Raw genomic sequence first — 25,845 nt, forward strand, 5'->3', positions numbered from 1 at the left:
ACGACTGGAGCATCCGCGTCGACGGCACCGGGATCCGTGCGAAGGTCTGGTTCCTGCCCCCACCCGGCACCAGTGCCCCACCCCGCCCCGGCGGCAGAGCACGCACCGAAATCCTCGCCTGAAACACAGCGGTGGCGTCCCTGTGGCGTCGTCGAGCGAGGACGCCGAACACCACCGCGCTCCCGGCGTCGTCGAGCGAAGGCACCGAACACCACCGCGCTCCCGGTGTCGTCGAGCGAAGACACCGAACACCACCGCCCTCCCGGGCTCGTCGAGCGAGGACGCCGAAGGGGACCGAGGCGAAACGCCGGTCTCCTCCGGATCAACGGCGCCCTACGGCGAGCGCTGGCGCCCGTCCTCCGGCCGGGTTAGGTTCTGAATCATGAAACGCGCCGCGACGATCGCCTGGGCGACCGCGGGGGTCGCCGCGGTCGGCATCGTGGCGCTCATCGCCTCGCCGCGAGTCTCCCCCGCGACGGCGGCACACTCTGTCAGATCATCGGCGGCGAGCACGGCCGGCCCGACGCCGGGCGGCACGTCCACGCCGACGCCCGACCCGGATCGCGTCATCTGGCTCGGCGACGGGATCAGCGTGAAGGCCGGGGACCTCCCGAACGGATGCACGACCTACTCGAAGATCCAGATCTTCGACGTGGGCGCGCACAGCTACGGCCGGCTCGTCGGAGACCCCGACGACCGCGGCCCCTCGGCGGGCGCGACCGGCACCGTGAACCGCGACGCCGGCGGAGACATCCTCAGTTACACGGCCGCTCCCGGTGACGACATCTGGTCCATCGGCGACCGGCTCTGCACGAACCCGCTCATGATCGGCCGGTACAACCACGTCGGCTCGGACCCTGGGGAGCACACCCTCCAGCCCGGCGAGACCGTGGTGATCCGCCCCGACATGAACGTCGAGTGGACGCCAGGCGCCTGACCTCCGGAAGCCACAGACTGACGCCCGAAAGCGGCGGAGACGCCGCCCGCCTGAGCGCATTGCTCAGCTCCGCGCGGCCGCCTCGGCATGGCCGGCGCGCTGCTGATCCCACGCTCCGTGGTCGGCGCCCGCCGTGCGCAGGAACACGATGATCCAGCTGAAGATCAACACGGCGGCGATCAGCTCGACCGCCGTCAGGTTGTAGTACCCGGTCGCGAAGAACACGCCGAGCAGGGCGATCACGAGCACGTAGATCCAGCCCAGTGCGACGAACACGCGCGAGATCCGGCGCAGGAACCACGGCAACCCGACCACGACCACGGCGAAGCACACGGCCATGCCGGTCGCGACCGTGTTGTGCAGGAGGAAGAAGCGGTCAACGGGGAAGATCCCGACGCACGCGAGCAGGATCCCGATCAGGATGAGGCCCACCCGGACGATCGTGCGCCCGCGCTCATCCCGGGGTTCGGGCACCGGCAGCGCCGCCGTCGCGTAGCGGGCGATCGTGGTCACCATCACCCCCGCGACGATGAGGGTCGTGTTGAACGCCGGGGACGAGGCGTTGCTCGCCATGCCCAGGGCGGAGAGGTTGTCGCGCCACCAGTGCGGGTCCGTCGCCTCGAGCATCGCCGTGAGCGCGCCGATCACGAGGAAGATCGCCAGGATCAGCGAGATCGAGGTGGGGCTCAGCGCGGCCGCGCTGAGGTAGCAGACATAGGCGGTGAGGGCGAGCGCGACGCCGACCAGCACGGCCCCCGGGAACGGGAACACGGGCGCGTCCCGGAAGCCCGCCTCGAGGAGGGCGGCGAGCCCGAACAGCGCCAGCAGCGCGACGGCGCCGTGTGCGAGCGCGATCGCCGTCAGCTCGTACCAGCGCAGGCGCTGGCCCGGCGTCGCGAACCCGTCGTTCGCCGCATCCGGATCCTGCTTCTCCGGCGCCTCGGCCGCCTCCATCCGCAGCCCGATGCGCCCCGCGGTGAAGGCCAGCACGGCGACGGCGGCGCCGCCGATCGCGGCGACCATCCCGACCGACCACGGCCCGGTGATCGACAGCGTGCGGTGCCAGAAGATCACGAAGGCCACGAGGAAGCCGAGGACGAGCGCGACCGCGCCGGTCAGCAGGGCGTCCGTCTCGCGCATCTGACGCAGCGTCGCCGTGGCGCGCGCGTCGCGCATCCGCCTGATCAGTCGATCCCACTCGGTCCGCATCCGAGCACCTCCCGTGTCGTGTCCACCCTAAGGGCCGACCGGAGCCGGCCGCGTCTGCCCGCCGATACCCTGGGAGCATGCCTCAGACCTTCCGCGCCCGCGCCGCCCTGCTCGACATGGACGGCACCCTCGTCGACTCGACCGCCGTCGTCGAGCGTCTGTGGCTGGCCTGGGCGCAGCCCCACGGCCTCGACCCCGAGTTCGTCCTCAGCGTGGTGCACGGGCGTCAGGGACACCAGAGCATGGCGATCATGCTGCCCGATCGCCCGCACGAGGAGAACCTCGCGGAGAACCGCGAGATGCTGGCCCGCGAGAGCGGCGACGTCGACGGCGTCGTGGAGGTGCCGGGCGCCGCCGGCCTGCTGGCGGCCCTGACCGCGTACCCGCACGCGATCGTCACGTCGGCGGACGACCGGCTGATGCGCGTGCGCATGGGCGCCGCCGAGCTCGACGTGCCGGCCGGGCCCGTCACCGCGGAGCACGTCTCCGCCTCCAAGCCCGACCCGGAGGGCTTCCTCCTGGGCGCCAGGCGGCTCGGCGTCGATCCGGCCGACTGCCTCGTCTTCGAGGACTCCGGGGCCGGGATCGAGGCCGCCCGCGCCGCGGGGATGCGGGTCATCGGCGTGGGGGCCGGCTCTGCCGCGCACTCCCCCGACGCCGTCGTCGCCGACCTCACGCACGTGACGGTCACCGCGGACAGCGACGGGTTCGCGGTCACGGTCGACTGACAGAACGCGCAGTCGACCCGCGCGCGCGCAGCACGCTCGCGGTGCGCCGCGGCGTCTCCGCGGGGCGGCCCGCCATCAGCGCCTCCAGGGCGTCCAGCAGCGCGATCCCCGTCTCCCGCGGCGTCATCTCGATCGCCGTGATCGCCGGCCGCGCGCTGCGGGCCTGTGCGGAGTCGGATCCGGTCGCGATCATCACCTGCCCGGGCACGGCCACGCCCGCATCCAGCAGCGCCTGCTCGGCCCCGGCCGCGTGCCGCCCCGTCATGCACACGAGCGCATCGGGCAGGCCTTCGGTCAGCAGCCGCGCGGCGATCTCGGCGCCGCCGTCGAGCCCGGTCCGCTCCGGCTGGGCGATGAGCCGCGGCGCCGCGCCGCGCTCCGCGCACCACGCCGTGTACTCGTCGATGCTGTCGAGATTCCACGAGTTCGGATCCGTGCCGTGCGCGAGCACGACCGTGCGGGCCCCCGCCCTCCCGAGGTGATCCAGCAGGCGCCGCATCGCCCCGGCGTCGTCCTCCGACACCCAGTCGACGAAGTCGGGACGCCCCGGCACGCTGCCCTGGGCGACGCAGGGGATGCCCCGTCGTTCGAGCAGCGCCACCACGGCGTCGTCGCGATGCGGGTTGGACACGATGTAGCCGTCCAGGGAGAACGCCAGCGGCGGGATCGGCGTACGGGTGAGATCCGGCACGAGCACCACGCTGAGCCCTCGGGCGAGCGCCTGGGCGGAGAGCTCTCCGGCGAAGCGCATGAACACGTCCACTCCGCTGGGCCGGTAGTCGGCGAGCGCGTCGAGCGAGCGGAAGACCAGGCCGATCGCCCCGATCGACGAGCTGCGCAGCCCCCGCGCCATCGCGTCGGCCTGGTAGCCGAGCTCCTCCGCCACCCCGACGATCCGCGCGCGCGTGGCCTCGGAGAGGGTGCCCTTGCCGTTGAGCGCGTGCGAGACGGCGGTGATCGAGACGCCGGCGCGACGGGCGACGTCGCGGATCGTGATGCCGTGCCCGTGGACCATGCTCGGATGCTACGCGAACCCGCCCCGCGATGCCGAACCGCGTCCGCAAGGCGTCATGGCCTTGCATAAAACGTTTTACGTACCTAACGTGCTGCGGTAGCACCCGCCGACGGCCGAAGACGGCCCCGCGCACCGCACAGCATGGACATTGGAGACCGATGCGGCTTCTCACGCTCACCAGCAGCACCACCGACCCCCGCGAGCGCGGGCGGCAGATCGGCGGCGCGCACCCCGACGCCGTCCGGCGCAGCGCCGAGCTGTACCGTGCGCACTTCGTCGCGCTGGGCATCGACCTCGACCGCGCCGACGAGATCGCGCGCCGCAGCCACGACCTGCTGCGCGCCTGGCACGCCCCGCTCGCCGAGGAGTCCGACGCGATGGCCGATGCCGCAGGCGTCGACCGCCTCCTCGTCGCGGCGGTCGGCGCACGCACCGAGATCCTCGCCGCCGCCGAGCCGCAGCGCGAGGGCGAGTGCTCCACCGCGGTGCACGTCCCCGCGACGGGCGCGGCCGAGACCATCCAGACGTGGGACTGGCATGCGGCGCTGGTGCCGTTCGGTCTGCTTCTGGACTACGCCCCGGCAGCCGGACGGCGCGCCAAGCTGTTCACCGAGTTCGGCACGGCGGCGAAGATCGGCGCCAACAGCGCCGGTCTCGGCCTGCACTTCAACATCCTCAGCCACCGGCAGGACTCCGCGGCGGGGGGCGTGCCCGTGCACGCGATCGCCCGTCGCATCATCGACGAGGCCGATTCCGTCGACGACGCGATCGCCCTCGCCTCCTCGGCGGCCGTGAGCGCCTCCACGGTGTTCACGGTGACCGAGCGCGGCGACGACCGCCGCGCGCCGCGGGCGGCCTCCATCGAGGTCTCCCCCGCGGGCGTCGCGGTCGTTGCCCCCGCCGTCGACGGCTGGCTGCTGCACACCAACCACTTCCTCGATGAGGGACTCGCGGCGGGCGACACCATGCCCGCCGACTCGACCACGGCCGAGCGCTACGCGCACCTCGCCGCCGTGCGCTCCGGCATGACCGGCCTCGACCCCCTCGAGCGCGCCGCCGCGATGTGCGGCGGCGACGGACCCGACGCGGCCGTGTGCATGCGTCCCGAGCTCGACAAGCCCTCCCATGAGCAGTGGGAGACGCTCCTCACGATCGGAATCGATGCCGATTCCCTCCACCTCGACGTCCACCCCGGCACCCCCGCCGACGCCGCCCGTCACGGCATGACCCGCTTCTAGACCCCATCCTCAAGGACGATCATGGCTTCCCTCGACACCCGAGCCCTCGCGCAGCACGCCGCGACGGCGATGCGCACCTTCTTCATCTCCGGCTTCGGCACCGCGCTGGAGTTCTACGACTTCATCATCTACGGCTTCGCCGCGGCGCTGGTCTTCCCGACGCTGTTCTTCCCCTCGGTCGACCACCTCACCGGCACCCTGATCGCCTTCGCGGCCTTCGGGGTGGGCTTCGTCGCCCGCCCGCTCGGCGGCATCGTGATCGGCCATTTCGGCGACCGCGTCGGCCGCAAGTCCATGCTGGTGCTCACCCTGCTCGTGATGGGCTCGAGCACCTTCCTCATCGGCTGCCTGCCGACCTACGCCGCCGTCGGCGCGCTGGCGCCGATCCTCCTCGTCGCGCTGCGCCTCATCCAGGGCTTCGCCGCAGGCGGCGAGTGGGGCGGAGCATCGCTGTTCGGCATCGAGAACGCTCCCGAGAACCGCCGCGGCCTCTGGGGCAGCTTTACGAGCACCGGCATCGGCATCGGCTCGCTGCTGGGCACCCTGGTGTTCCTCGCGATCTCGATCTTCCCCGAGCCGCAGCTGCTGGCCTGGGGCTGGCGGATCCCGTTCTGGCTCGGCGGGGCGCTCGTGATCATCGGCCTGATCGCCCGCCTGCGCATGCCTCAGGAGACCATCGCCGTCGAGAAGGCGCCCAAGGTGCCGCTCTTCGCCGCGATCCGTCAGCACCCGCGTGCGATCCTGCTCGCCATCGGCGTCTCGTTCGGCTACAACACGATCGCGTACATCGGATCCATCTTCACCATCACCTACGCCGAGCAGATCGGCTACACCTCGACCGAGTCGCTCGTGCTGCAGCTGGTCGGATCCGCCGCCTTCATGATCGCGGTCCCCTTCCTGGGCCTGCTGTCCGACCGGATCGGCCGCAAGAAGCTCGTCGGCTGGGGCGCGCTCGTCTACGGCGCGTTCTTCTTCGCGTTCTTCCCTATGGCGGAGGGGCACGTCATGTTCCTCGTGGTGCTCGGCTACATCGGCGTGAACGTCTTCATGGCGATGCCGCAGAGCACGATCCCCGCCTTCCTCGGCGAGCAGTTCTCGAAGGAGTCGCGCTACTCGGCGATCTCGGTGACCTACCAGACGGGCGCCGCGATCGGCGGCGGAACGGCCGCGACCGTCGCCACGGCGATGTTCATCGCCTTCGGCGGCAATCCGATCGGCGTGGGCCTGTACTCGGCGGCGGCGTGCCTGATCCTCGCGCTGTGCGCTCTGGGGCTGCGGGAGACGTTCCGCACGCCGACCGCCGAGCTGGGCTCACCCGTCGCGCGCTCCACCGCGTCGGGCGAGGGGGCCGTGCTCAGCGCGGCGTGAGCGCCGCAACCGCGGCGGCGCGCGACTCGGCGGCGGTGCCCGCCCCGAGCGCCGCCGTCGCGGCGCGTGCGCAGTCCTCGGCCGTCACCGTCCGCAGCCGCGCCGCCACGCGCGCGAGCGAGCGCGCGGTCATCGACAGGCTCGTGACGCCGAGGCCGACGAGCACGGGGGCGATCGCCGGATCGCCCCCGGCCTCGCCGCACACCCCGACCGGCTTGCCCAGGGCGCGACCCGCGGCTCCCACCGTGCCGATGAGGCGCAGCACCGCGGGCTGCCAGGGATCGTTGAGCGCACCGAGCGGCGCCGACAGCCGGTCGGCCGCCATCGTGTACTGCGTGAGGTCGTTGGTGCCGAGACTCACGAAGTCGACCACGGCGAGCAGCTCGGCCGCGAGCAGCGCCGCGGAGGGGGTCTCGATCATGATGCCCGCCCGTGCGATCCCGGCCGCCCGGCAGGCCGCGACGAAATCGCGGGCCTCATCGACCGTGGCGACCATCGGCGCCATCACCTCGACCTCGGCGCGTTCCGCGGCCGCGGCCTCCGCGATAGCCGTGAGCTGATGAGCCAGCAGGGCGGGGTGCGCCCACGCCGTCCTCAGCCCGCGCACGCCGAGGGCAGGGTTCTCCTCGTCCGCGGCGGTCGCGAACGGGAGCGGCTTGTCGGATCCGGCATCGAGCGTGCGCACCACGACCTTCCGTCCGGCGAACGGCGCCAGCACCCCGCGATACGCGTCGACCTGCTCGGCGACGGTCGGCTCTGCGGCACGATCCAGGAAGCAGAACTCGGTGCGGAACAGCCCGATCCCCTCCGCATGCGCCTCCGCCGCGGCGCGGGCGTCGGCGGCGCCGCCGACGTTGGCCAGCAGGGGAAGGCGCGTCCCGTCGGCGAGCGCGCCGGCGCCGTCGAACGTCGGCGCCTCCTCGTCCACGACGGCCCCGCGCTGCGCCGCGGACGGGTCCGGCAGCACCGTTCCCGCCTCGCCGTCGACGAGCACGATGGTCCCCGCGGCGATCCGCGTCGCGCCCGCGGCGGCGACCACGGCGGGGATGCCCAGCGCCCGCGCCAGGATCGCCGTGTGCGAGGTGGGGCCGCCCTCCTCCGTGACGAGCGCGACGCACGCGCTGCGCCCGAGCGCGGCGGTCTCGGCGGGGGCGAGATCCCGGGCGACGAGGACGAACGGGTCGGCGCGGTCAGGGATCCCCGGGATCTCGTGACCCGTGAGCCGCGCGACGATGCGATCGCGCACGCTGTGCAGGTCCGCGACGCGCTCGGCCATGCGTCCGCCGAGCCCGCGCAGCACGGCCGACTGCGCCTCGGCCTCGTCCCACACCGCACGGGCCGGGGGCACCCCGTCGGTCCTGACGCGCGCCGCGGACGCGCTCGCGAGCTCGGGATCCGCCGCCAGCAGCGCGGTCGCCTCGAGGATCTGCGCCGCCTCGCCGCCGGCATGGGCGGCGGCGGCCCGCAGAGCGGCGGCGACGTCCGCGGCCGCGGAAGGGATCCGCGCCGCCTCCGCCTCCCGCTCATCGTCGGGCAGTCTTTCTGCCGCACCCGGTTCCGCGATCGCCGCACCGAGCTGCGCGACCGGGCCGATCGCGCGCCCCGGGCTGACGCCGAGCCCGCGGAGGATCCCCGGCCCGTCCGCCTCCGCGGTCACCGGAGCGCTCTCCCCCGGAGCCGCCGCAGCGCCCTCCAGGGTCGTCGGGCGAGCGCCGGCGGAGCCGGGGCCGGACGAAACGGGGCCCGCCGGCTCCGGCGCGCCGTCCATCTCGCCGAAGCCGTCGTCGAACAGCGCGGCGACGCGCTCGACCGCATCCGGGGATCCGACGAGCTCGACTTCGTCCCCGCGCCGCGCCCCGAAGGCCAGCAGGCGCATCATGCTCGATGCCGGGACGGGATCTCCGTCGGGCAGCAGCCGCAGCAGCAGCCCGGAGCTCCCCGCCGCCTGGGCGATCATCGCGGCCGGACGCGCGTGCATCCCGGCGGGGTTGCGCACCGGGACGACGCGCACCACGGCCCCCTCGGGCCGCGAGACCGCAGACGCCGGCGCGCTCGCGTCGAGCCCGCCCGCCTCGGGCGTGCTCCCCTCGCGCTCGGGGCCCCCCGACCCGGCCGGAGCCTGCGGCTCGTCCTGCAGCTGCGCCGCCTTGGCGACCAGCGCGTCGTCCGCCTCCCCGGCGACCTCGTCCAGCGACGCCCCCTGCGCCGCGGTCACGACCGCCGCGAGCAGCCCCTCCACGAACGGGGCGGAGGCGAGCCGCACGGGAACATCACTGGACCGCAGCTCGAGCGCGAACTCGGCGCTCATCACCGCGGATCCCAGATCCATCAGCACCAGCACGCCGTCGCAGGACGCGGCCAGCCGATCGATCGCACCGGCCACGCGCGTCGCGTCGGTGCCCAGGATGGGCGAGCCATCGGCGTCCTCCCCCGCTCCCGCGGCCAGCTCGACGTCCACCGCACCACCGGGCACCATCTGCACGGCCAGTTCTCTCGCCGCCTCAGCCAAGCGCAGGCTGTGCGATACGGCGACGATCCCGATCCCCATCAGCGCATCCCTCCCCCGCCGGCCTCGATCACCCGGCGAGGGCCGCGGCCAGCGCCTCGAACAGCAGGGTCATCGACGCCGACCCCGGATCCATGTGCCCGGCGCTGCGCTCCCCGAGATAGCTGGCCCTGCCCTTGCGGGCGACGAGGTCGATCGTCGCGTCGCGGCCCGCTGCGGCCGCCGTCGCCGCAGCCGCGGCAGCCGCCGCGGCCGAGTCTCCGGCGGCCAGCGCCCGGTCCATCGCATCGATCGCCGGGGCCGCCGCGTCGAACAGCGTCTTGTCCCCCGCCTCCGCCTTGCCGCGTGCCACGATGCCCTCCAGGCCCGCGCGGAGTCCCGCCGCGAGCGACGCCGGCTCCACCTCCGAGACGGCGCCGAGCGTCGCCCCCAGACGCAGGAAGAACGTGCCGTAGAGCGGACCGCTGGCGCCGCCGACGGTCGACACGAGGGTCATCCCCACGGTCTTGAAGAGCTCGTCCGCGGTCGTGGGCGCCGTCTGCGCCGCCTTCTCCGCCTCCGCGGTCATGCCGCGCGCCATGTTGGCGCCGTGGTCGGCGTCGCCGATTGCGGAGTCGAGCTCGGTGAGCCAGTCGCGCTGGGCCACGACCGCGTCGCGGAAGCGGTCGAGCCAGTCGACGAGGACGGTGAGCGGGATGGTGTTCGACATGCAGGTGATCTCCTTCGTTCGGGAGCGCGTCAGCGGATGAGGGTCAGGCGCCCCAGCGCAGGCCGGGGGTCACGACCGGCGCGTCCCACAGCCGGATGAGCTCGTCGTCGGCGCCGAGCACGGTCACGGAGCAGCCGGCCATGTCGAGGGAGGTGATGTAGTTGCCGACCAGATTGCGGGCGACGGTCACGCCGGCCTTCTCCAGCAGGGCGGCCACCTCGCCGTACATGAGGTAGAGCTCGATGAGCGGAGAGCCGCCCATGCCGTTGACCATCACGATCGCCGGGGATCCGGTGAAGTCCCGGTCGGCGAGGATCGGCTCGACGAGCTGGGCGGCGATGTCCTTCGCGGGGGCGAGCGGCACGCGGTGCCGGCCCGGCTCGCCGTGGATGCCGATCCCGATCTCCATCTGGTCGTCGGGAAGGTCGAACGTCGGCTTGCCCGCAGAGGGCACCGTGCAGCTCGTCAGGGCCATGCCCATCGACCGCCCCTGCCCGTTCACGCGGGCGGCGAGATCGGCGACGGCGGCGAGGTCCTGCCCCTCCTCGGCGGCGGCCCCGACGATCTTCTCGAGCAGCACGGTGAGCCCCACACCGCGACGGCCCGCCGTGTAGAGCGAGTCCTGCACCGCGACGTCGTCGTCCACCACGACCGAGCGCACCTCGATGCCGTCCATCGCCGCCAGCTCGGCGCCCATCTCGAAGTTCATGACGTCGCCCGTGTAGTTCTTCACGATGTGCAGCACGCCGGCGCCGCGGTCGATCGCCTTCGTCGCCACCTGCATCTGGTCGGGGGTGGGCGAGGTGAACACCTCTCCCGCGCAGGCGGCGTCGAGCATGCCGGTGCCGACGAAGCCGCCGTGCAGCGGCTCATGGCCCGATCCGCCTCCGCTGAGCAGACCGACCTTGCCCTGCGCCTTCGGCGTCGCGCGCAGGATCACGCGGTTCGCCAGATCGACCTCGAGCTCCGGATGCGAGAGCGCGAGCCCTCGCAGCGACTCTGCGAGCACGTCCTCCGGGGCGTTGATGAGCTTCTTCATCCTGCGACCTCCTCGTTGCAGTTCACGCAGCACCGTTGCCGTGCAATCGGCGCCGTCACCGCCCGGTGGCACCGGACGGGTGGATCCGTGTCCGATCCGCACTCCGTCCTCCTGCGGCGGCGGCCGGGTCGGGAAACCCCTTGCGTGCCGCACGACCGCACTCCAGAATCGGAATACTTTTCGTTAATGTCGAATATGCGATGAGGATGTCGGATTGTCAAGGATCCGCCGGCCGAATCGCGCCGCCGTCGCCACAGCCGTCGAGGAGGAGCCGCACCGATGATCCAGGCGATCGATCGCGCCGCGAAGGTGCTCGAGCTGCTGCAGGGCTCGCGCCACCTCGGCATCACCGACCTCGCGACCGCGCTGCAGCTGCCGCCCTCGACGGTGCACGGGATCGTGTCGTCGCTGCGCGAGCACGGCCTCGTCGCGAAGGAGCGCGGCGGCCAGCGGTACATGCTGGGCCCGACGCTGCTCAAGCTCTCAAGCGTCTACCTCGACTCGCTCGACGTACGGGCGCGGTCGCTGCGCTGGACGCAGGAGCTCGCGCGCCGCACCGGCATGGCCGTGCGCCTGGGCGTCCCGCACTTCACCGAGGTGCTCGTGGTCCACCACACGCTGCGCCCCGACGACAGCCCGCAGATGCTGGAGACCGGTGTCGCCCTGCCCGCGCACGCCTCGGCGATGGGCAAGGTGCTGCTCGCGCACGATCTGGGCCTGCAGAGCGCGGTGTTCGCCGAGCCGCTCGCGAGCCTCACCGGCGACACCGTCACCGACCCGGCGGTGCTGGCCGCGACCCTTCCCGGGATCGCGGAGCACGGCTTCGCGACCGAGACGGATGAGGCCGTGCTGGGCGAGTCCTCGCTGGCATCGCCGGTCGCGGACGCGCGCGGCGACATCGTCGCCGCCGTGGCGATCGTGTTCCCCACGGCCGAGGGGCCCGCCCCCGACGCGGCACTGCACGCCCTGCGCGACACGGCGCGCAACATCTCCCGCGAGCTCGGCGCCACCACCTGGCCGCCCCCGATCGCACCCCCAGACGACCCCACAACCGAGTCGTCCCCCTGAGCACGGCCTCTGGCTCGTGCTCAGGGGGACGACTCGAGGGATCAGGCCGTGGGCGGCAAGCCCAGGTCCTCTTCGCGCACCGTGCCCTTCGCCGACCACGGGAAGTCGATCCAGCGATCGGTGTCCTTCCAGGCGTAGTCGGGCTGGATGATCGTGGTGGGCTTGGTGTAGATCGTGACCGAGCGCACGTCGGCGCCCTTGTCCTTGAGCAGCTGGACCGCCAGGGCGAGCGTGCGGCCCGAGTCGGCGACGTCGTCGACGAGGAGCACGCGGCGGCCGTTCAGGTAGTCCATGTCGAGGGCCGGAGGCAGCACCTCGGGGGCGTCGAGCACCGTGCCGATGCCCGTGTAGAACTCGACGTTGATCGCGCCGCAGTTCTTCGCGCCGAGGCCGTACGCGATGGCGCCGGCCGGCAGCAGCCCGCCGCGGGCGATCGCGACGACCACCTCGGTCTCGAACCCCGAGTCCAGGATGTTGCGGGCCAGATCCCGCGTCGCCTCGCCGAAACCGTCCCACGTGAGCACTTCGCGCTCGATCGCCGCATCCGTCATGGATCCATTCTGCCGTGCCCCGGCCCGGATCCGCGCCCCGGCCCCACCGCCGCCCCGTCCCGCAGGCGTGCGGCGGTGCGCAACGGCGCCGCACGGTGGGTCAACTGCTCCGGCAGCGGCGTTCCTAGGCTGGGAGCGACTCGACGCCGAGAGGATCCGCGCATGGACATCACGACCGGACACAACGCCCGGCAGCGCCGCTTCGATCCGCTGCTCGCCGATGCCCCGGCCCTGGACACCGCCGATCCCGCCTACCTCGAGGCCGTCGACGGGCGGGGCGCAGCCGCCGGCGTGGCCCGCTTCGCCGCGTTCGACGCCGCGTCCCCCGACGCGGTCTGGGGCGCCCTGCGCCGTCACGAGCTCGATCTGCGGGTCGCGGGCGAGGATCCGGCCCCCGCACTCGGCCGGATCCTGGATCGGTGGCTGCAGGACCTCGCCGAGCGGGAGCGCCCGGGAGATGCGGACAGCTCGGCCCGGGTGAACGTGCCCTCGCGGGACATCACGCTGGTGCGGGCGCTGACCGAGCGCGGCTTCTCGCCCAACGGCATCAGGGCCGTGCGGCCGCGGCCCCGCGGGACCGCGGCCGCAGCTCCCGTCCTGCCGATCGCGCTCGACGGCGGCCGGGTGCGCATCGCGACCGTCGACGACGCGCCGGCGCTGGGCGCCCTCGATGCGCGGCTGCTCGCCCTCGACGCGCACTTCGCGAGCGTGACGGAGCGCCCGGGTGCGGCCGGCATGTTCGCCGAGGCCTACCGCAGCCGGCTGCGCGCGGCTCCCGACACCACCTGGGTGCTGGAGCGCCCGGGCGGGATCACCGGCTTCGTGCACGTCATGCCCGACGCGGCATCGCCCGAGCCGGGCACCCTGGCCCTCGCCGCCTCGGGCGGCCAATACCTCGTGGTGATGTACCTCGACGAGTCCGAGCGCGGCTCCGGCACCGGTGCGGCGTTCTGCGAGATCGCGCATGCGCTGCTCGACGCGTCCGGGTCCCCGTACACGCTGCTCAGCTACGCGGTCGCCAACCCCCGCTCCGGGCCGTTCTGGTCGCGCATGGGCTACCGGCCGATCGTGACCGAGTGGCAGCGCCGTCCCGCGGTGCTCGCGGTCTGAGCCGCCTCGGTCACGATCGGCCCGCGCGGCTCACTCGTCGTCGGCCTCGTACTCGGGCCCGAGGAACAGCGAGATGAACCGGAACGGGCGCTCGACGCTCTCCCAGCCCAGCGGGCAGTGCACGGTGCCGCGCGGGATGAAAACGGACCCCGTCGTGGTGAGCACGTGCCGCTCGCCGTCGATCTCCATCACGAGCCGGGCGCCGAGATCCTTGGGGTTCTCGGGGTCGTTCCCCATCCAGATGAGCACCTCGTCGTGGTCGCGGTGCACGTGCGGATGCACCCAGGTCGCGGCCTCGTCGCTGGGAGTGATCCAGCAGTAGCCCATGTGCACCTGCGACTCCGGCACCTCCGCCGGTCGCATCAGGCCGTACGGATGCCCGAGGTTCGCGGGCACGTCGGCCTTGTCCCGTACCGCGTCGCCCTCGTACGTGAACGACTCGCTGCTGTCCCACAGCTCCTTCACGAAGAGCCTGTCGTGCGCACCCATGCTGTTCTCCTTCTCCTGGTCGGGTCTTCCTCCTCCGGATCCGATCCGCTGGCGCCGATCGGATCCGGAAGTCCTGCGTCTCAGCCCGCAGCGGCGAGCGGCACATCGAGCACGTCGGCGAGCAGCGCCGCGGTGTACTCGTGCTCCGGGTGGTCGAGCACGCGATCCGTCGCGCCCTGTTCCACGACCGTGCCGCCGCGCAGCACGGTCACCGAGTCGGCGAGGCTGCGCACCACGGCGAAGTTGTGCGTGACGAAGAGCATGCTGAGCCCGTCGGCCTGCAGGCCGCGCAGCAGCTCGACGATCGCGGCCTGCACGCTGACATCGAGCGCGGAGGTCACCTCGTCGCAGATCAGCAGCCTCGGATCGCTTGCGAGGGCGCGGGCGATGGCCACGCGCTGGCGCTGCCCGCCGGAGAGCTCCCCGGGGTAGCGGTCGGCGACCGCCGCCGGCAGCTCGACCCGCTCCAGCAGCTCGGCGACCCTGCCGCGCCGGGCTCGGGCGCCGAGCCCGGCGAAGTACCGCAACGGCACGCCGATGCTCCGGCCCACCGTGGCCCTCGGGTTGAGCGAGGCGTACGGGTTCTGGAACACGTACTGCACCTCGCGCCGCTGCAGGGCGTCGCGCCTTCGCGCCGCGGGAGCGAGGGCGGCGCCGTCCAGCAGCACCTCTCCGCCGGTGCGCTCCTGGAGGCCGGCGATGCACTGCGACAGCGTGCTCTTGCCCGATCCGGACTCCCCCACGACGGCGACGCACTCGCCGGGACGCACCCGCAGGTCCACGTCGAAGAGCACGGCGCGGCGCCCGTACGCGGCGGTGAGGCCGCGTACGGCCAGCAACGCGGCATCCCCGGGCGCAGCCTCGGCACGAGGCGCCGCGACGCGCACGGTCCCGGCGGCACCGAGCTCCTCGGCGCGCAGGCAGCGCACGGCCGTGCGCCCGTCGGGGGCGTCGAGGGCGACGAGCCGCGGCGCCACGCTGCGGCAGGCGTCGGTCGCGAAGCCGCAGCGATCCGCGAACCGGCAGCTCTGCCGGGGAGGGGCGGGGGCCGGCGCGCGGCCCGGGATCGCCTGCAGCCGCAGGCGCACCCGGCTGTCCGGCACCGACCCGAGCAGGGCGCGGGTGTAGGGGTGCCGCGGCGCGAGCACGAGCCGCGCCGCGGATCCGGTCTCGACGACCTGCCCGGCGTACATCACCGCGACCTCGTCCGCCACGTCGGCGATCACCGCCAGGTCGTGCGAGATGTACACCGCGGCCATGTCCCGGCTGCGGCACAGCTCGGCGACGAGGGCGAGCACCTTCGCCTGGGTCGTGACGTCGAGGCCGGTGGTCGGCTCGTCGAGCACGAGCACGTCGGGCCGGCCCACGATCGCCATCGCGATGCCGACCCGCTGCTTCTGCCCGCCGGACAGCTGCCCCGGCCGGCGCTTCAGGAACGCCGCGTCGGCGGGCAGGTCCACGGCCCGGAGCACCTCCGCGATGCGCTCCCGACGCTCCTCGGCACCGGCGGTGATCGCCTCCTCGAGCTGGGTGCGCAGTGACAGCGCCGGGTTGAGGGCCGCGGCCGGATCCTGCGGCACGTAGGCGATGAGACCGCCGCGGGCACGGCGGCGCTCGCGGTCGCCGAGCGCGAGCATGTCCACGTCGCCGATCCGCACCGAGCCGCCCGTGATCCGGGCGCCGGGACGCGCATGCCCGAGCAGGGCGAGCGAGAGCGTGCTCTTGCCCGAGCCGGACTCGCCGACGACGCCGAGCACCCGGCCCGGCTCGACCCGCAGCGAGGCGTCGTCGACGAGACGACTGCCGTCGGAGAGCTCGACCCGGAGGTCCTTCACCACGAGTGCGCTCATCGCGCGGCTCCTTCCGTGCGCGCCACGACGCGGGCGGCGCCTTCGGCGATGAGGTTGCCGCCGACCGTGAACAGCACCACGCAGAGCACGGGCGCCACGACCGCCCACGGCTGGCCTGCGAGCCCGTTGCGGTTCTCGCTGATCATGAGACCCCAGTCGGGGGTCGGCGGCTGGATCCCGTAGCCGATGAAGCTCATCGAGGCGAGGATCCCGACCGCCCACATCAGGCGCATGCCGAGCTCGACCATGAGCGGCGAGACGAGGTTGGGCACGATCTCGCGCGCCAGGATGTGCCGGGTCGGCACTCCCGTCGCCCGCGACCAGCGCACGAACTCGCGATCGACGAGCGGGATCGCGGCTCCCCGCAGCACGCGGGAGACGCCCGGGGTGAGCCCGATCGCGACGAGCGCGACCAGCAGCCACGGCTCCGGCCCGATCACCGAGACGAACAGCAGGGTGAACAGCAGCGCGGGGAAGGCCAGCAGCACGTCCATGAAGCGCATCAGCACCACGTCGACCGCGCCGCCCGCGTAGGCGGCGCCGACCCCGACGAGCGCGCCGAGGAGCACCGCGAGCAGGGCGGCGCTCGGCGCCATCCAGGCCAGGTTCACACCGCCGGCGAGCACCCGCGAGAGCACGTCGCGGCCGAGGTAGTCCGCGCCGAACGGGAGGCCGGCGCCGGACGGTGCGAACGGACGCGCGATCGTGCGCGCCGGATCGTTCGGCGCCACGAGCGGGCCGAGCAGCGCCACGAGCAGCATGGCCACGATGAGCACGAGGCCGGCCCGCACCTGGCCGGAGCGCAGCAGGCGCGGCCCACGGCGCGCCCGGCGCTGCGGCACGACGGCCGCGGCCGCCTCCGCCGCGGCGGCCGCGATCGGGATCTCGATGGCCATGTCAGCCCCTCCCGCCCACGCGGACCAGATCCGCGACGAAGTTGAACACGAAGTAGATCGCGGCGATGATCAGCACGATCGCCTGGATCATGGGGATGTCGCGCGCCCCGATCGAGCGCAGCAGCAGCACGCCCATCCCCGGGTAGTTGAAGACGTACTCGGTGACCACGACGCCGCCGACCGTGAACGCGGCGACCAGGCTCGCGGCGGGGATCGCGGGCGCGAGCGCATTGGGCAGGGCGTGCACAAGCAGGATCCGCCAGCGTCCCTCGCCCTTGAGCTCGGCCATCTCGACGTACTCGCTGCCGAGCACGTCGATCACCGCCGCGCGCACGAGCCGGCCGAGGTACATCACCCCGCCGATCACGAGCGTGAGCACCGGGAGCACGAGCTTGGCGGGCTGATCCCAGGGGTGCGAGCCGATCGGGATGATCGAGACGGCGGGGAGGATCCGGAACACGGTCGTGCCGAACAGGAAGACCAGAAGCGTGCCGATGATGAAGTCGGGCAGCGCGTTGGCGACCATGGATCCGCCGAGGAAGGCGCGGTCGAACCACCCGTCGCGGTACCGGGCGGCGAGCACGCCGACCAGCAGCGACAGCGGCAGGATGATCGCCACCGCGACGGCGGCGAGGAACAGGCTGTTGCCGAGCGGCGCGGCGAGGATCTGCACGACCGGCCGGTCGCCGGCCAGTGACATGCCGAAGTCGCCGTGCAGCACGCCGCCGAACCAGCGGCCGAACTGTACGAGCACCGGGTCGTTCAGGCCCAGCTGCTGCGACAGCGCGTGCACCCGCTCGGGGGTGGCGTGCGTGCCGAGCAGCACCGTTGCGGCGTTGCCGGGCATGATCTGCGTCGCGAAGAAGACGCACACCGCCACCAGCAGCAGCGTCACCACCGCCTGGACCAGCTTGCCGGCCGCCGGCCCGACCCATGCCAGCGGGCGGCGGGGACGGGCCGGCAGCGTCGCCAGCAGCTCGGTCGTGCTCATGGTCGTCGTCACCGGCCCGTCCTGCTCAGTCCGTGACCGTGACGCCGGCGAAAGACTCCGACGTGTGCCCGTAGGGGTCGGTGTGCAGGCCCTTGACCCGGGCGGAGTGCGGGGTCAGGTCCTTCGGCAGGGCGGGGATGATCGACGGCGAGTCCGCGTACTGCACGGCCTGCAGCTTCGCGATCACGGCGCACTGCGCGCTCGCGTCGGTGGTGTTGAACAGCTCGGTGGCGAGGTTCGCGAAGTCGGCGTTGTTCCAGTGCGAGGCGTTGTCCTGCCCGTCCGGGAGCAGGTGTCCCGGCATGCTCGTCAGGTAGGACGATCCGACCAGGTTGACGACGAACGGCCACTGCAGCCACTTGTCCAGCAGGGATCCGGTGTCCATCGTCTTGACGTTCACGGTCACGCCGATCTGCGCCGCGTCCTGGTTGATGAGCTGGGCGACCTCGGTCATGCCCTGGAACGCCCCGTCCGTGACGAGGTCGACGGTCAGGTCCGGCTTGCCGGCCTCGGCGAGCAGCTGCTTGGCCTTCTGCAGGTCCTGCTTCCGCTGCGGGAGGTCGGGGGCCGGGCATCCGCTCGCGAGATCGACGTCGTTGCCGACCTTCGCATAGCCGTTGTAGGCGGTCTCGACGACCGCGTCGCGGTCCACGATCAGCTGCAGCGCCTGGCGCACGCGCGGGTCGTCGAACGGCGCCACGTCGGTGCGCATGTCCAGCGTGAGATGGGTGGCGCTGTCGCTCTCCAGGAACTGGATGCCCGCCGCCTTGAGCGCGTCGACGTTCGACAGCGGCACCGCCGAGGTCAGGTCGATCTGGCCGCCCTGCAGCGCGTTCACGATCGCCTGCTGATCGGCGAAGAAGTACACCTCGAGCTTGTCGAAGCCGGGCTTCTCGCCCCAGTAGTCGTCGAAGCGGGTCAGGCTCGCCTGCTGGTTCGGCTCGAAGGATCCGACGGTGAACGGCCCGGTGCCGTCGACCTTCTTCTCGGTCGAGGTCTTGCCGATCATGGCGAGCTGCTCGTACGCCCAGGCGCTCGGGAAGATCCCGTACGGCTTGCTGAGCGTGAACTCCACCGTGAGGTCGTCGATCTTCTTGACCTTGTCCGGCGACACGAAGGACGAGATCTGCGTGATCGCGCCGAACGAGTCCTTGAGCTCGAACATCTTCCTGATGCTGAAGATCACGTCGTCTGCGCCGAAGGTCGCGCCGCTGTGCAGCGCGACGTCCGGGCGCAGCTTGACGGTCCACACGGTGTTGTCGGCGTTCGGGGTGAACGACTCCGCGAGCCCCATCTGCAGCACGCCCTTGTCGTCGAGGCGGGTCAGCGTGTCGAGGGTGTTCAGCCAGATCGCGCCCTCGCCCGCGGTGCTCTGCGCGACGTACGGGAACAGCGTGTCGTTGACGCTGCCGACCAGGCCGAGGTTCAGCGTGCCGGTCCCGGATCCGGCGGCGCCGGAGGGTCCAGCGCCGGATCCCGGGGAGGCGCAGGCGGCGAGCGCGGCGACGACGACCGCGGCGGTGAGGCCGGCCCCGAGACGGCGGGCGAGGCGACGGGAGCGGGATGGGGATGCGGACACGGTATCTCCTTCGAACGGTGCCTGACGCGCTCGGCGGTGAGCGCGCGGAAGCGATCCCTCGGGCCGGATCGCGGGCCTGATGCGGTGCGGCGCCGCGGGCGCCGATGTTTCCGGGCGACGCGGCGACCGGGGGACGAGGGCACCGTGCGACGGAGCTGGATCCGCCGCACGGCCCGCGGTCAGGCGCCGGCCCTCGCGTCCTCGTCCGCGCGGCGATGCGAGGCGTAGTCCGGGCTCAGCGTGATCGCGATGAACGTGAACGGCCGGTCGACCTTCTCGAAGCCGAGGGGGCAGTGGTAGGTGCCCTTCGGGATGTAGACGGCGCCGGTGGTGGACACCAGGTGGCGCTCCCCCTCGATCGTCATGTAGAGGTCGCCGCCGAGCTCGCCGGGGTTCTCCGGGTCGTTGCCCATCCACACGAGGATCTCGTCGAAGTCGTCGTGCACGTGCTCGTGCACCCAGAAGGTCTCCTCGCCGATCGGCATCACCCAGCTGTAGGCCCCGAAGACGGTCGAGGCCGGCACGTCGAGCTGACGCATGATGCCGTACGGCACGCTGAGGTTCGGCGGCAGCGTCTCGCCGCCCGCCTCCCCCTCGTTCACCATGTCGTCGGCAACGACGTTCATGTCGACGATGAACAGGTCGTCATAGGCGCCCATGATGCTCAGGCCTGCGGGACGTTCTCGTCGGACGAGTAGCTGCCGTCGCTGGACAGCGAGATCGCGTTGAAGCGGATCGGCCGGGTCACCGTTCCCCAGTCGAGCGGGCAGTGCCGCACCCCTGCGGGGATGTAGACCGCGCCGGAGGTGTCGATCGTGTACTTCTCGCCGCCGATCCACAGGTAGGCCTCGCCGCCCAGGTCGTGCGGGTTCTCCGGGTCGCTGCCGAGGAACACCAGCACCTCGTCGTAGTCGTGCTCGTGCTCGTTGACCCAGTGGCTGCCCTCGTCGGTGGGGTGGATCCACGAGTACGTCATGTGGATCCTCGCCCCGGGCACGTCCTCGGCCCGCATGAGCGCGAACGCGTCGCCGATGTGCGCCGGCCGGGGCTCGCCCGTGGCGATCGCCCCCTCGTTGACGAGGTCGTCGCTGACGTCCCCCATGTGCCGCACGATGAGGTGCTCGTAAGTGCCGGTCATCTGTCCTCCTTCGGAATGTGCTCTCACGCTAGGGCGGCGGATCCGGGCTGCTCCAGGCACTCAGCACGGGTGCTCTGGCACTCCTGCACGGGCGCTCCCCCGCGCCGCCGCCGGCGCTCCGGCACCCCGCTTGCCCGCGCGCGCACGATCCTGTCCCCCGGGCGCGCCGCCTCGCTGCGTGTCTTGCGCGGCCGCCCCGCACCGCCTCCACTGGGTGCGTGAGGTCAACGCCGACTGCCCCCTCCGCGCGCGCCTTCGCGGAGTACAACATCGAGGAGCGCGCCACCACGCTGCACGGATCGGCCCTGGTGGGCTCATTCCGCGAGGACGGACCCGGTCCGCACATGACGCAGCCGCACCGGCACGACTTCGTCGAGCTGATCTGGATCTCGCAGGGATCCGGCGCCCACCTCATCGACACGTCGGAGTTCCGCGTCGCCCCGCGCACCCTGCACATCATCGCGCCCGGTCAGGTGCACTGCTGGAGCCCGGACGGACAGGCGCTGGACGGCACGCTCGTGCTGTTCCGCGAGGAGTTCCTGGTGAGCGCGGCGGATCTTCCGGCCCGCACGATCCGCGGCGGGATGACGGTGCCCGACGCCGCCACCGCCCGGCGCATCGACCGGATGCTGGAGGATCTGCGCGACGAGCTCGACGGCGACGCCGAGGACCGGGACGAGGTCGTGCGGTACCTGCTGTCGGCCCTCGTGACGATGTGCGCGCGCACGCGGATCCAGCCGGCCCGCCCCCGCCACACCCTGGCCCGGGCGTTCCTGCGGATCGTGCGCGCCGAACCCCGCGCCACCCTCACCGTGGCCGACTGCGCGCGGCGGCTGAACGTCACCGGCAACCACCTCGCCGAGGTCGTGGCGGCCGACCTCGGCCGCACACCGAGCGCCGTCATCCGCGCCGCCGTGCTGCTGGAGGCCGAGCGGCTGCTGTGCCGCACCGCGCTCACCTGCGCGCAGATCGCCGCCGAGCTGGACTTCGGAGACCCCTCCTACTTCTCCCGGTTCTTCCGCCGGGAGACCGGATCCACGCCCTCCGCCTACCGCAGCGCCCGCGGGCTCGTCGCCTGACCCGCGGCCGGTGATCCGCGGACCTCAGCTCCGGCCGAAGTCCTCGAAGATCAGGGTGGTGCGCGTGGAGCGCACCGCGGAGATCGCCTGGATGTCCTCGAGCACGATCCGGCGGAGGTCGCGGGCGTCGCTCGCGCGCACGAGCAGGATCACATCGAAGTCCCCGCCCACGAGCGCCATGTGCTCGACCTCCGGGATCCGCTGCAGCTGCTCCTGCACCTCCTGCCACGCCGGCTGCTCGAGCGACAGCATCACGTACGCCGAGGCGTGGTGGCCGAGCAGCACCGGATCCGTGCGCACCGTGTAGCCGGTGATGACGCCGAGGTCGGTGAGGCGCTTGATGCGCGCGTGCGCCCCGGCGCGGGAGATGTGCACGGTCTCGGCGATCGCCGTCATCGAGACGCGCGCGTCTCGGCGCAGCTCGTCGAGGATCGCCCGGTCGATGTCGTCCAGCTCCGCCATGCGCACGCCTCTCGGTCGATGTAGCAGTGACACTCTGATTCATTCTCAGGGCAAGAGAATGCAATCGTCCAGATTCTGCCGGAATCGATTGGACGAATGCACATCCGGAAGCACACTGGAGGCATCACGTTCGGCAAGGAAGGCGGACCCGATGCAGCACACCATGCCTGCCCAGAGCCACACCCGCGACGCGGATCCGCGCGAGCTGCTCCCCCGCGACGAGCCCGTGCAGCTCATCGACGAGACGGGTGCGGCCCGCGTCGACGACGACTACCCGATGCCCCCGGACGACGTGCTCGACCGGGCCTACCGCGGACTCGTCGAGGGACGCCGCATCAACGACCAGGCCAATGCGCTGGTGCGCCAGGGACGGCTCGCGGTCTACCCCTCTTCGCACGGCCAGGAGGCCTGCCAGATCGCCGCCTCCCTCGTCCTCGGCGACGAGGACTGGCTGTTCCCGACCTACCGCGACTCCGTGTCGGTGATCGCGCGCGGCGTCTCCCCCGCCGACGCCATGGTGCTGCTGAAGGGCGACTGGCACTCCGGCTACGACCCGCGCGTCCACCGGGTCGCCCCGCAGACCACGCCGCTCGCGACCCAGCTGCTGCACGCGGCGGGCTTCGCGCAGGCCGCGAAGCACCGCGGCGAGGACACCGTGGTGCTGGCGATGTGCGGCGACGGATCCACGAGCGAGGGCGACTTCCACGAGGCGCTGAACTTCGCCGCGGTCTTCCACCTGCCCGTCGTGTTCTTCGTGCAGAACAACGAGTTCGCGATCTCGGTGCCGCTCTCCCGCCAGACCGCCGCGCCGTCGCTCGCGCACAAGGCGATCGGGTACGGCATGCCGGGGCGGCGCGTGGACGGCAACGACGTGGCTGCCCTGCTCGCGGTCCTGGGCGTCGCGGTGGACCAGGCCCGCGCGGGCGGCGGGCCCACGCTCGTCGAGGCGCACACCTATCGCATGCAGGCGCACACGAACGCCGACGACGACACCCGCTACCGCGAGCGCGCCGAGGTGCAGGCCTGGGCGCAGAAGGATCCGCTGACCCGCCTCCGCACGCATCTGACCTCACGCGGCCTCCTCGACGAGGCGCGGGAGCAGCAGCTCGCCGAGGGGGCGGAGACGATCGCCGCGGCGCTCCGCGAGGCGCTCAACACCGACGCCGACCTCGACCCCGAGGACCTGTTCCGCTTCGTGCGGAGCACCCGGTCGCCGCAGCTGCAGGAGCAGTGGCAGCAGCTGCGCGACGAACTGGAGCGATCCGGATCCATCTCCGAAGGAGGCACCCGATGACCATCGCGCACGAGGACGTCCGCGTGGACGCCGCACACCCCCAGACCCCGGCGGCTCCGACCGTGCAGACGATGACGATGGCGGCGGCGCTCAACCGCGCCCTCGCCGACGCCATCGAGGCCGATCCCGACGTCGTCGTGTTCGGCGAGGACGTCGGCGCCCTCGGCGGCGTGTTCCGCATCACCGACGGCCTGACCGCGCGCTACGGCGAGGACCGCTGCTTCGACACCCCGCTCGCGGAGTCCGGCATCGTCGGCACCGCCGTCGGCATGGCGATGAACGGCATGCGCCCCGTGATCGAGATGCAGTTCGACGCCTTCGCGCTGCCCGCCTTCGAGCAGGTCGTCAGCCACGTCGCCAAACTCGGCAACCGCACCCGCGGCGCGCTGCGGATGCCGATGGTCATCCGCATCCCCACGGGCGGCGGCATCGGCGGCGTGGAGCACCACTGCGACTCCTCCGAGGCGTACTACGCGCACACACCGGGACTCACCGTCGTCTGCCCGTCCACCCCGCAGGACGCGTACTCGCTGCTGCGCGCGGCGATCGCCTCGCCGGATCCGGTGATCTTCCTCGAGCCGAAGAAGCTCTACTGGACCAAGGGGGAGGTCGACACCTCGATCGTCACGGCGATCGGATCCGCCCGCATCGCCCGCGAGGGCGCCGACGTCACCCTCATCTCCTACGGCTCCTCGGTCGCCACCTGCCTCGAGGCCGCCGAGATCGCCGCCGCGGAGGGACGCAGCGTGCAGGTGGTCGACGTGCGCACCCTCACCCCGATCGACGACACGACGATCACCGCCGCCGTGCGCTCGACGGGCCGCGCCGTGGTCGTCGCCGAGGCACCGGGCTTCGCGAGCGTGGCCAGCGAGATCCAGTCCCGGGTGTTCGAGCGCTGCTTCGAGTTCCTCGAGGCGCCCGTGCGCAAGGTCACCGGCTTCGACACCCCCTTCGCCCCGCCGAAGTTCGAGCACTGGTACCTCCCCGACGCCGACCGGGTGCTGGATGCGCTGGACACGCTGCACTTCGACGAGGACGCGCACGACGAGACCACGGGAGGTGCACGATGACCACGATCGCGCCGCGTGTGTTCCGCCTCCCGGATCTCGGCGAGGGCCTCACCGAAGCGGGCCTGGTGCAGTGGCTGGTCAAGGTCGGCGACACGATCCGCACCGACCAGCCGATCGCCGAGGTCGAGACGGCCAAGAGCGTCGTCGAGCTGCCGTCGCCGTTCGCCGGCGTCGTCACGGCGCTGCACGGCGAACCGGGCGGCACCATCGACGTGGGCGCCCCCGTGCTCGAGGTCGCCGACCCCGACGCCGCCCTCCCGTCCGCGGCGGTCGCGGTCGAAGCGGTCTCGGTCGAGAAGGAGGCCTATCGCGCCGAGGAGCGGGCCGGATCCGGTTCCGGCAACGTGCTCATCGGCTACGGCACCAGCGAACGGGCGGGATCCGGCCGCCGCAGAGCGCGCCGCACCGCGGGCCCGGTGCGCGGCGACGGCTCCCCCGCGGGCCGCCCGAGCGTCACGCCCCCCGCGCCGGCGGCCGACGACGCCCCGCGGCCGCTCGCGGACCGCACCCCCGCGCCGGCGGAGCCGACGGACGGGGAGCGGCCACCCCGGGGCCCGGTCGCCGTGCGCTCCCCCCTCGTGCGCCGGCTCGCCCGCGACCTCGGCGTCGACGTGCGCCGCATCGCCGCGACCGGATCCGACGGCGCCGTGACCCGGGCCGACGTGCTCCGCGCGGCGGTGGACCAGGCCGTCGACGGCGTCTCGCTGCAGGCGCTCCACGCCGGCGGCACTGCAGCGCCCCGGGCCGTCCCGGGCGCGGCGACATCCGCGGCGCCGTCGGCGGGCGAGAGCCTGGACGGCCTCGTGGTCGCGTCCCGGGAGCGCATGTCGCCGCTGCGCAAGGCGGTGAGCGCCAAGCTCGCCCGCAGCCGCTCCGAGATCCCCGAGGCGACCGTCTGGGTCGACGTCGACGTCACCGAGCTGTGGGCGCTGCGCGCCGCGATGGCCCCCGAGGGCGGCCGCGCGCCGTCGCTCACCGCGCTCGTCGCCCGTTTCGTGCTCATCGCGCTTGCCGAGCACCCGCTGCTCGGCTCCCGGCTCAGCGACGACGCATCCGAGATCATCTCCTTCGCCGGGGTGAACCTCGGCGTCGCCGCCGACACCGACCGCGGGCTCATGGTTCCGGTGATCCCCCGGGCGCACGAGCTCAGCGTCGACGAGCTCGACGTCGCGCTGCGCGAGCTCGCCGCGACCGCGCGCGCCGGCGCCATGCCTCCGGAGCGGCTGCGAGGATCCACCTTCACGCTCAACAACTACGGCGGGCTCGGCGTCGACGGGTCCGCGGCGATCATCAACCACCCCGACGTCGCGATCCTCGGCATCGGCCGGATGATCGAGCGCCCCTGGGTCGTCGACGGCGCCGTCGTGGCCCGCCGGATCGCCCAGCTCTCGCTCGTCTTCGACCACCGGGTGTGCGACGGCGGCTACGCGGCGTCGTTCCTGCGCCGTGTGATGGAGCTGCTGGAGCACCCGGCCCGCGCCTTCGGCCGGGTGCGCTGACCTGCGGCCGGGACTCGGCC

General features: G+C 72.8%; 24 protein-coding genes. 10 read left to right on the forward strand and 14 right to left on the reverse strand.

The genetic code is table 11. From position 1 onward, the window contains the following. Window positions 1-382: 382 nt before the first annotated feature. A complete protein-coding gene (locus WFJ01_RS14315; protein WP_336629431.1) occupies window positions 383-937 on the forward strand; it encodes a hypothetical protein in 555 nt (184 codons plus the stop codon). A 63-nt stretch (window positions 938-1,000) separates the two neighbouring features. On the opposite strand, the gene WFJ01_RS14320 is transcribed toward WFJ01_RS14315, so the two are convergent. Beyond that, a complete protein-coding gene (locus WFJ01_RS14320) occupies window positions 1,001-2,113 on the reverse strand; it encodes a DUF998 domain-containing protein (protein ID WP_336629432.1) in 1,113 nt (370 codons plus the stop codon). Between the two features lie 110 nt (window positions 2,114-2,223). On the opposite strand from WFJ01_RS14320, the gene WFJ01_RS14325 reads away from it, so the two are divergent. Continuing rightward, window positions 2,224-2,874 (forward strand): HAD-IA family hydrolase, encoded by a 651-nt coding sequence (locus tag WFJ01_RS14325; RefSeq protein ID WP_336629433.1) that lies wholly within the window; start codon window positions 2,224-2,226, stop codon window positions 2,872-2,874. On the opposite strand, the gene WFJ01_RS14330 is transcribed toward WFJ01_RS14325, so the two are convergent. Beyond that, window positions 2,861-3,889, reverse strand: a complete 1,029-nt coding sequence (locus WFJ01_RS14330; protein WP_295035117.1) for a LacI family DNA-binding transcriptional regulator — start codon at window positions 3,887-3,889, stop codon at window positions 2,861-2,863. The genes WFJ01_RS14325 and WFJ01_RS14330 overlap by 14 nt on opposite strands. Window positions 3,890-4,047: 158 nt before the next feature. Here WFJ01_RS14330 and WFJ01_RS14335 point away from each other — a divergent pair, with 158 nt between their 5' ends. Further along, window positions 4,048-5,127 (forward strand): C45 family peptidase, encoded by a 1,080-nt coding sequence (locus tag WFJ01_RS14335; RefSeq protein ID WP_336629434.1) that lies wholly within the window; start codon window positions 4,048-4,050, stop codon window positions 5,125-5,127. Between the two features lie 21 nt (window positions 5,128-5,148). Next, window positions 5,149-6,495, forward strand: coding sequence for an MFS transporter (locus WFJ01_RS14340; RefSeq protein WP_336629435.1), 1,347 nt, complete (start codon window positions 5,149-5,151; stop codon window positions 6,493-6,495). On the opposite strand, the gene ptsP is transcribed toward WFJ01_RS14340, so the two are convergent. From ptsP to dhaK, 3 genes are read right to left on the reverse strand one after another with little or no spacing between them, the layout of a single operon-like run. Beyond that, entirely contained in the window at window positions 6,482-9,043 is a 2,562-nt protein-coding gene (gene ptsP / locus WFJ01_RS14345; RefSeq protein ID WP_336629436.1) for a phosphoenolpyruvate--protein phosphotransferase, read from the reverse strand. The genes WFJ01_RS14340 and ptsP overlap by 14 nt on opposite strands. A 28-nt stretch (window positions 9,044-9,071) precedes the next feature. Further along, window positions 9,072-9,710, reverse strand: a complete 639-nt coding sequence (gene dhaL / locus WFJ01_RS14350; protein WP_336629437.1) for a dihydroxyacetone kinase subunit DhaL — start codon at window positions 9,708-9,710, stop codon at window positions 9,072-9,074. A gap of 43 nt (window positions 9,711-9,753) precedes the next feature. Further along, the gene (dhaK, locus tag WFJ01_RS14355) at window positions 9,754-10,749 is read right to left on the reverse strand and encodes a dihydroxyacetone kinase subunit DhaK (protein ID WP_336629438.1); all 996 of its coding nucleotides are present in this window, start codon (window positions 10,747-10,749) and stop codon (window positions 9,754-9,756) included. 279 nt (window positions 10,750-11,028) lie between these two features. Here dhaK and WFJ01_RS14360 point away from each other — a divergent pair, with 279 nt between their 5' ends. After that, entirely contained in the window at window positions 11,029-11,817 is a 789-nt protein-coding gene (locus WFJ01_RS14360) for an IclR family transcriptional regulator (RefSeq protein ID WP_251438581.1), read from the forward strand. Window positions 11,818-11,858: 41 nt separating this feature from the next. Here the strand turns inward: WFJ01_RS14360 and WFJ01_RS14365 are convergent, their stop codons facing one another. Beyond that, on the reverse strand, window positions 11,859-12,368 hold the full coding sequence (locus WFJ01_RS14365) for a phosphoribosyltransferase (RefSeq protein ID WP_336629439.1): 510 nt from the start codon (window positions 12,366-12,368) through the stop codon (window positions 11,859-11,861). Between the two features lie 162 nt (window positions 12,369-12,530). On the opposite strand from WFJ01_RS14365, the gene WFJ01_RS14370 reads away from it, so the two are divergent. After that, window positions 12,531-13,478 carry a GNAT family N-acetyltransferase gene (locus WFJ01_RS14370; protein ID WP_336629440.1) on the forward strand — a complete coding sequence of 316 codons (948 nt, stop codon included), beginning with the start codon at window positions 12,531-12,533 and terminating at the stop codon, window positions 13,476-13,478. A gap of 30 nt (window positions 13,479-13,508) precedes the next feature. Here WFJ01_RS14370 and WFJ01_RS14375 read toward each other — a convergent pair whose 3' ends face one another. The 7 genes from WFJ01_RS14375 to WFJ01_RS14405 form a co-directional block, all read right to left on the reverse strand. Continuing rightward, on the reverse strand, window positions 13,509-13,967 hold the full coding sequence (locus WFJ01_RS14375) for a cupin domain-containing protein (RefSeq protein WP_295034751.1): 459 nt from the start codon (window positions 13,965-13,967) through the stop codon (window positions 13,509-13,511). Window positions 13,968-14,047: 80 nt separating this feature from the next. Beyond that, complete coding sequence (locus tag WFJ01_RS14380) at window positions 14,048-15,817, reverse strand: ABC transporter ATP-binding protein (RefSeq protein WP_336629441.1); 1,770 nt, start codon at window positions 15,815-15,817, stop codon at window positions 14,048-14,050. Beyond that, window positions 15,814-16,713: an ABC transporter permease gene (locus tag WFJ01_RS14385; RefSeq protein WP_251438586.1), complete on the reverse strand. Its 900-nt coding sequence runs from the start codon at window positions 16,711-16,713 to the stop codon at window positions 15,814-15,816. The genes WFJ01_RS14380 and WFJ01_RS14385 overlap by 4 nt, the downstream gene beginning before the upstream one ends. 1 nt (window position 16,714) lies before the next feature. After that, entirely contained in the window at window positions 16,715-17,716 is a 1,002-nt protein-coding gene (locus WFJ01_RS14390; protein WP_336629442.1) for an ABC transporter permease, read from the reverse strand. A gap of 13 nt (window positions 17,717-17,729) precedes the next feature. Continuing rightward, window positions 17,730-19,283, reverse strand: a complete 1,554-nt coding sequence (locus tag WFJ01_RS14395; RefSeq protein ID WP_336629443.1) for an ABC transporter substrate-binding protein — start codon at window positions 19,281-19,283, stop codon at window positions 17,730-17,732. Window positions 19,284-19,462: 179 nt separating this feature from the next. Continuing rightward, window positions 19,463-19,942, reverse strand: a complete 480-nt coding sequence (locus WFJ01_RS14400; RefSeq protein ID WP_295034569.1) for a hypothetical protein — start codon at window positions 19,940-19,942, stop codon at window positions 19,463-19,465. A gap of 5 nt (window positions 19,943-19,947) precedes the next feature. Then, window positions 19,948-20,421 carry a hypothetical protein gene (locus WFJ01_RS14405; protein ID WP_251438590.1) on the reverse strand — a complete coding sequence of 158 codons (474 nt, stop codon included), beginning with the start codon at window positions 20,419-20,421 and terminating at the stop codon, window positions 19,948-19,950. A gap of 218 nt (window positions 20,422-20,639) precedes the next feature. Here WFJ01_RS14405 and WFJ01_RS14410 point away from each other — a divergent pair, with 218 nt between their 5' ends. Then, window positions 20,640-21,500, forward strand: coding sequence for a helix-turn-helix domain-containing protein (locus WFJ01_RS14410; protein ID WP_292884809.1), 861 nt, complete (start codon window positions 20,640-20,642; stop codon window positions 21,498-21,500). A 24-nt stretch (window positions 21,501-21,524) separates the two neighbouring features. Here the strand turns inward: WFJ01_RS14410 and WFJ01_RS14415 are convergent, their stop codons facing one another. Then, on the reverse strand, window positions 21,525-21,962 hold the full coding sequence (locus tag WFJ01_RS14415) for an Lrp/AsnC family transcriptional regulator (protein ID WP_251438592.1): 438 nt from the start codon (window positions 21,960-21,962) through the stop codon (window positions 21,525-21,527). Window positions 21,963-22,113: 151 nt separating this feature from the next. Here WFJ01_RS14415 and WFJ01_RS14420 point away from each other — a divergent pair, with 151 nt between their 5' ends. Genes WFJ01_RS14420 through WFJ01_RS14430 form a run of 3 tightly spaced genes read left to right on the forward strand, consistent with a single transcriptional unit; the run spans window position 22,114 to window position 25,825 of the window. Beyond that, a complete protein-coding gene (locus WFJ01_RS14420; protein WP_292884813.1) occupies window positions 22,114-23,256 on the forward strand; it encodes a thiamine pyrophosphate-dependent dehydrogenase E1 component subunit alpha in 1,143 nt (380 codons plus the stop codon). Next, window positions 23,253-24,326: an alpha-ketoacid dehydrogenase subunit beta gene (locus tag WFJ01_RS14425; protein WP_336629444.1), complete on the forward strand. Its 1,074-nt coding sequence runs from the start codon at window positions 23,253-23,255 to the stop codon at window positions 24,324-24,326. Before WFJ01_RS14420 ends, WFJ01_RS14425 begins: the two co-directional genes overlap by 4 nt. Next, complete coding sequence (locus WFJ01_RS14430) at window positions 24,323-25,825, forward strand: dihydrolipoamide acetyltransferase family protein (protein ID WP_336629445.1); 1,503 nt, start codon at window positions 24,323-24,325, stop codon at window positions 25,823-25,825. The genes WFJ01_RS14425 and WFJ01_RS14430 overlap by 4 nt, the downstream gene beginning before the upstream one ends. Window positions 25,826-25,845 lie beyond the last annotated feature (20 nt).

Source organism: Microbacterium sp. MMO-35 (genome assembly GCF_037147555.1).
In the GTDB taxonomy this organism is placed as follows: Bacteria; Actinomycetota; Actinomycetes; order Actinomycetales; family Microbacteriaceae; genus Microbacterium.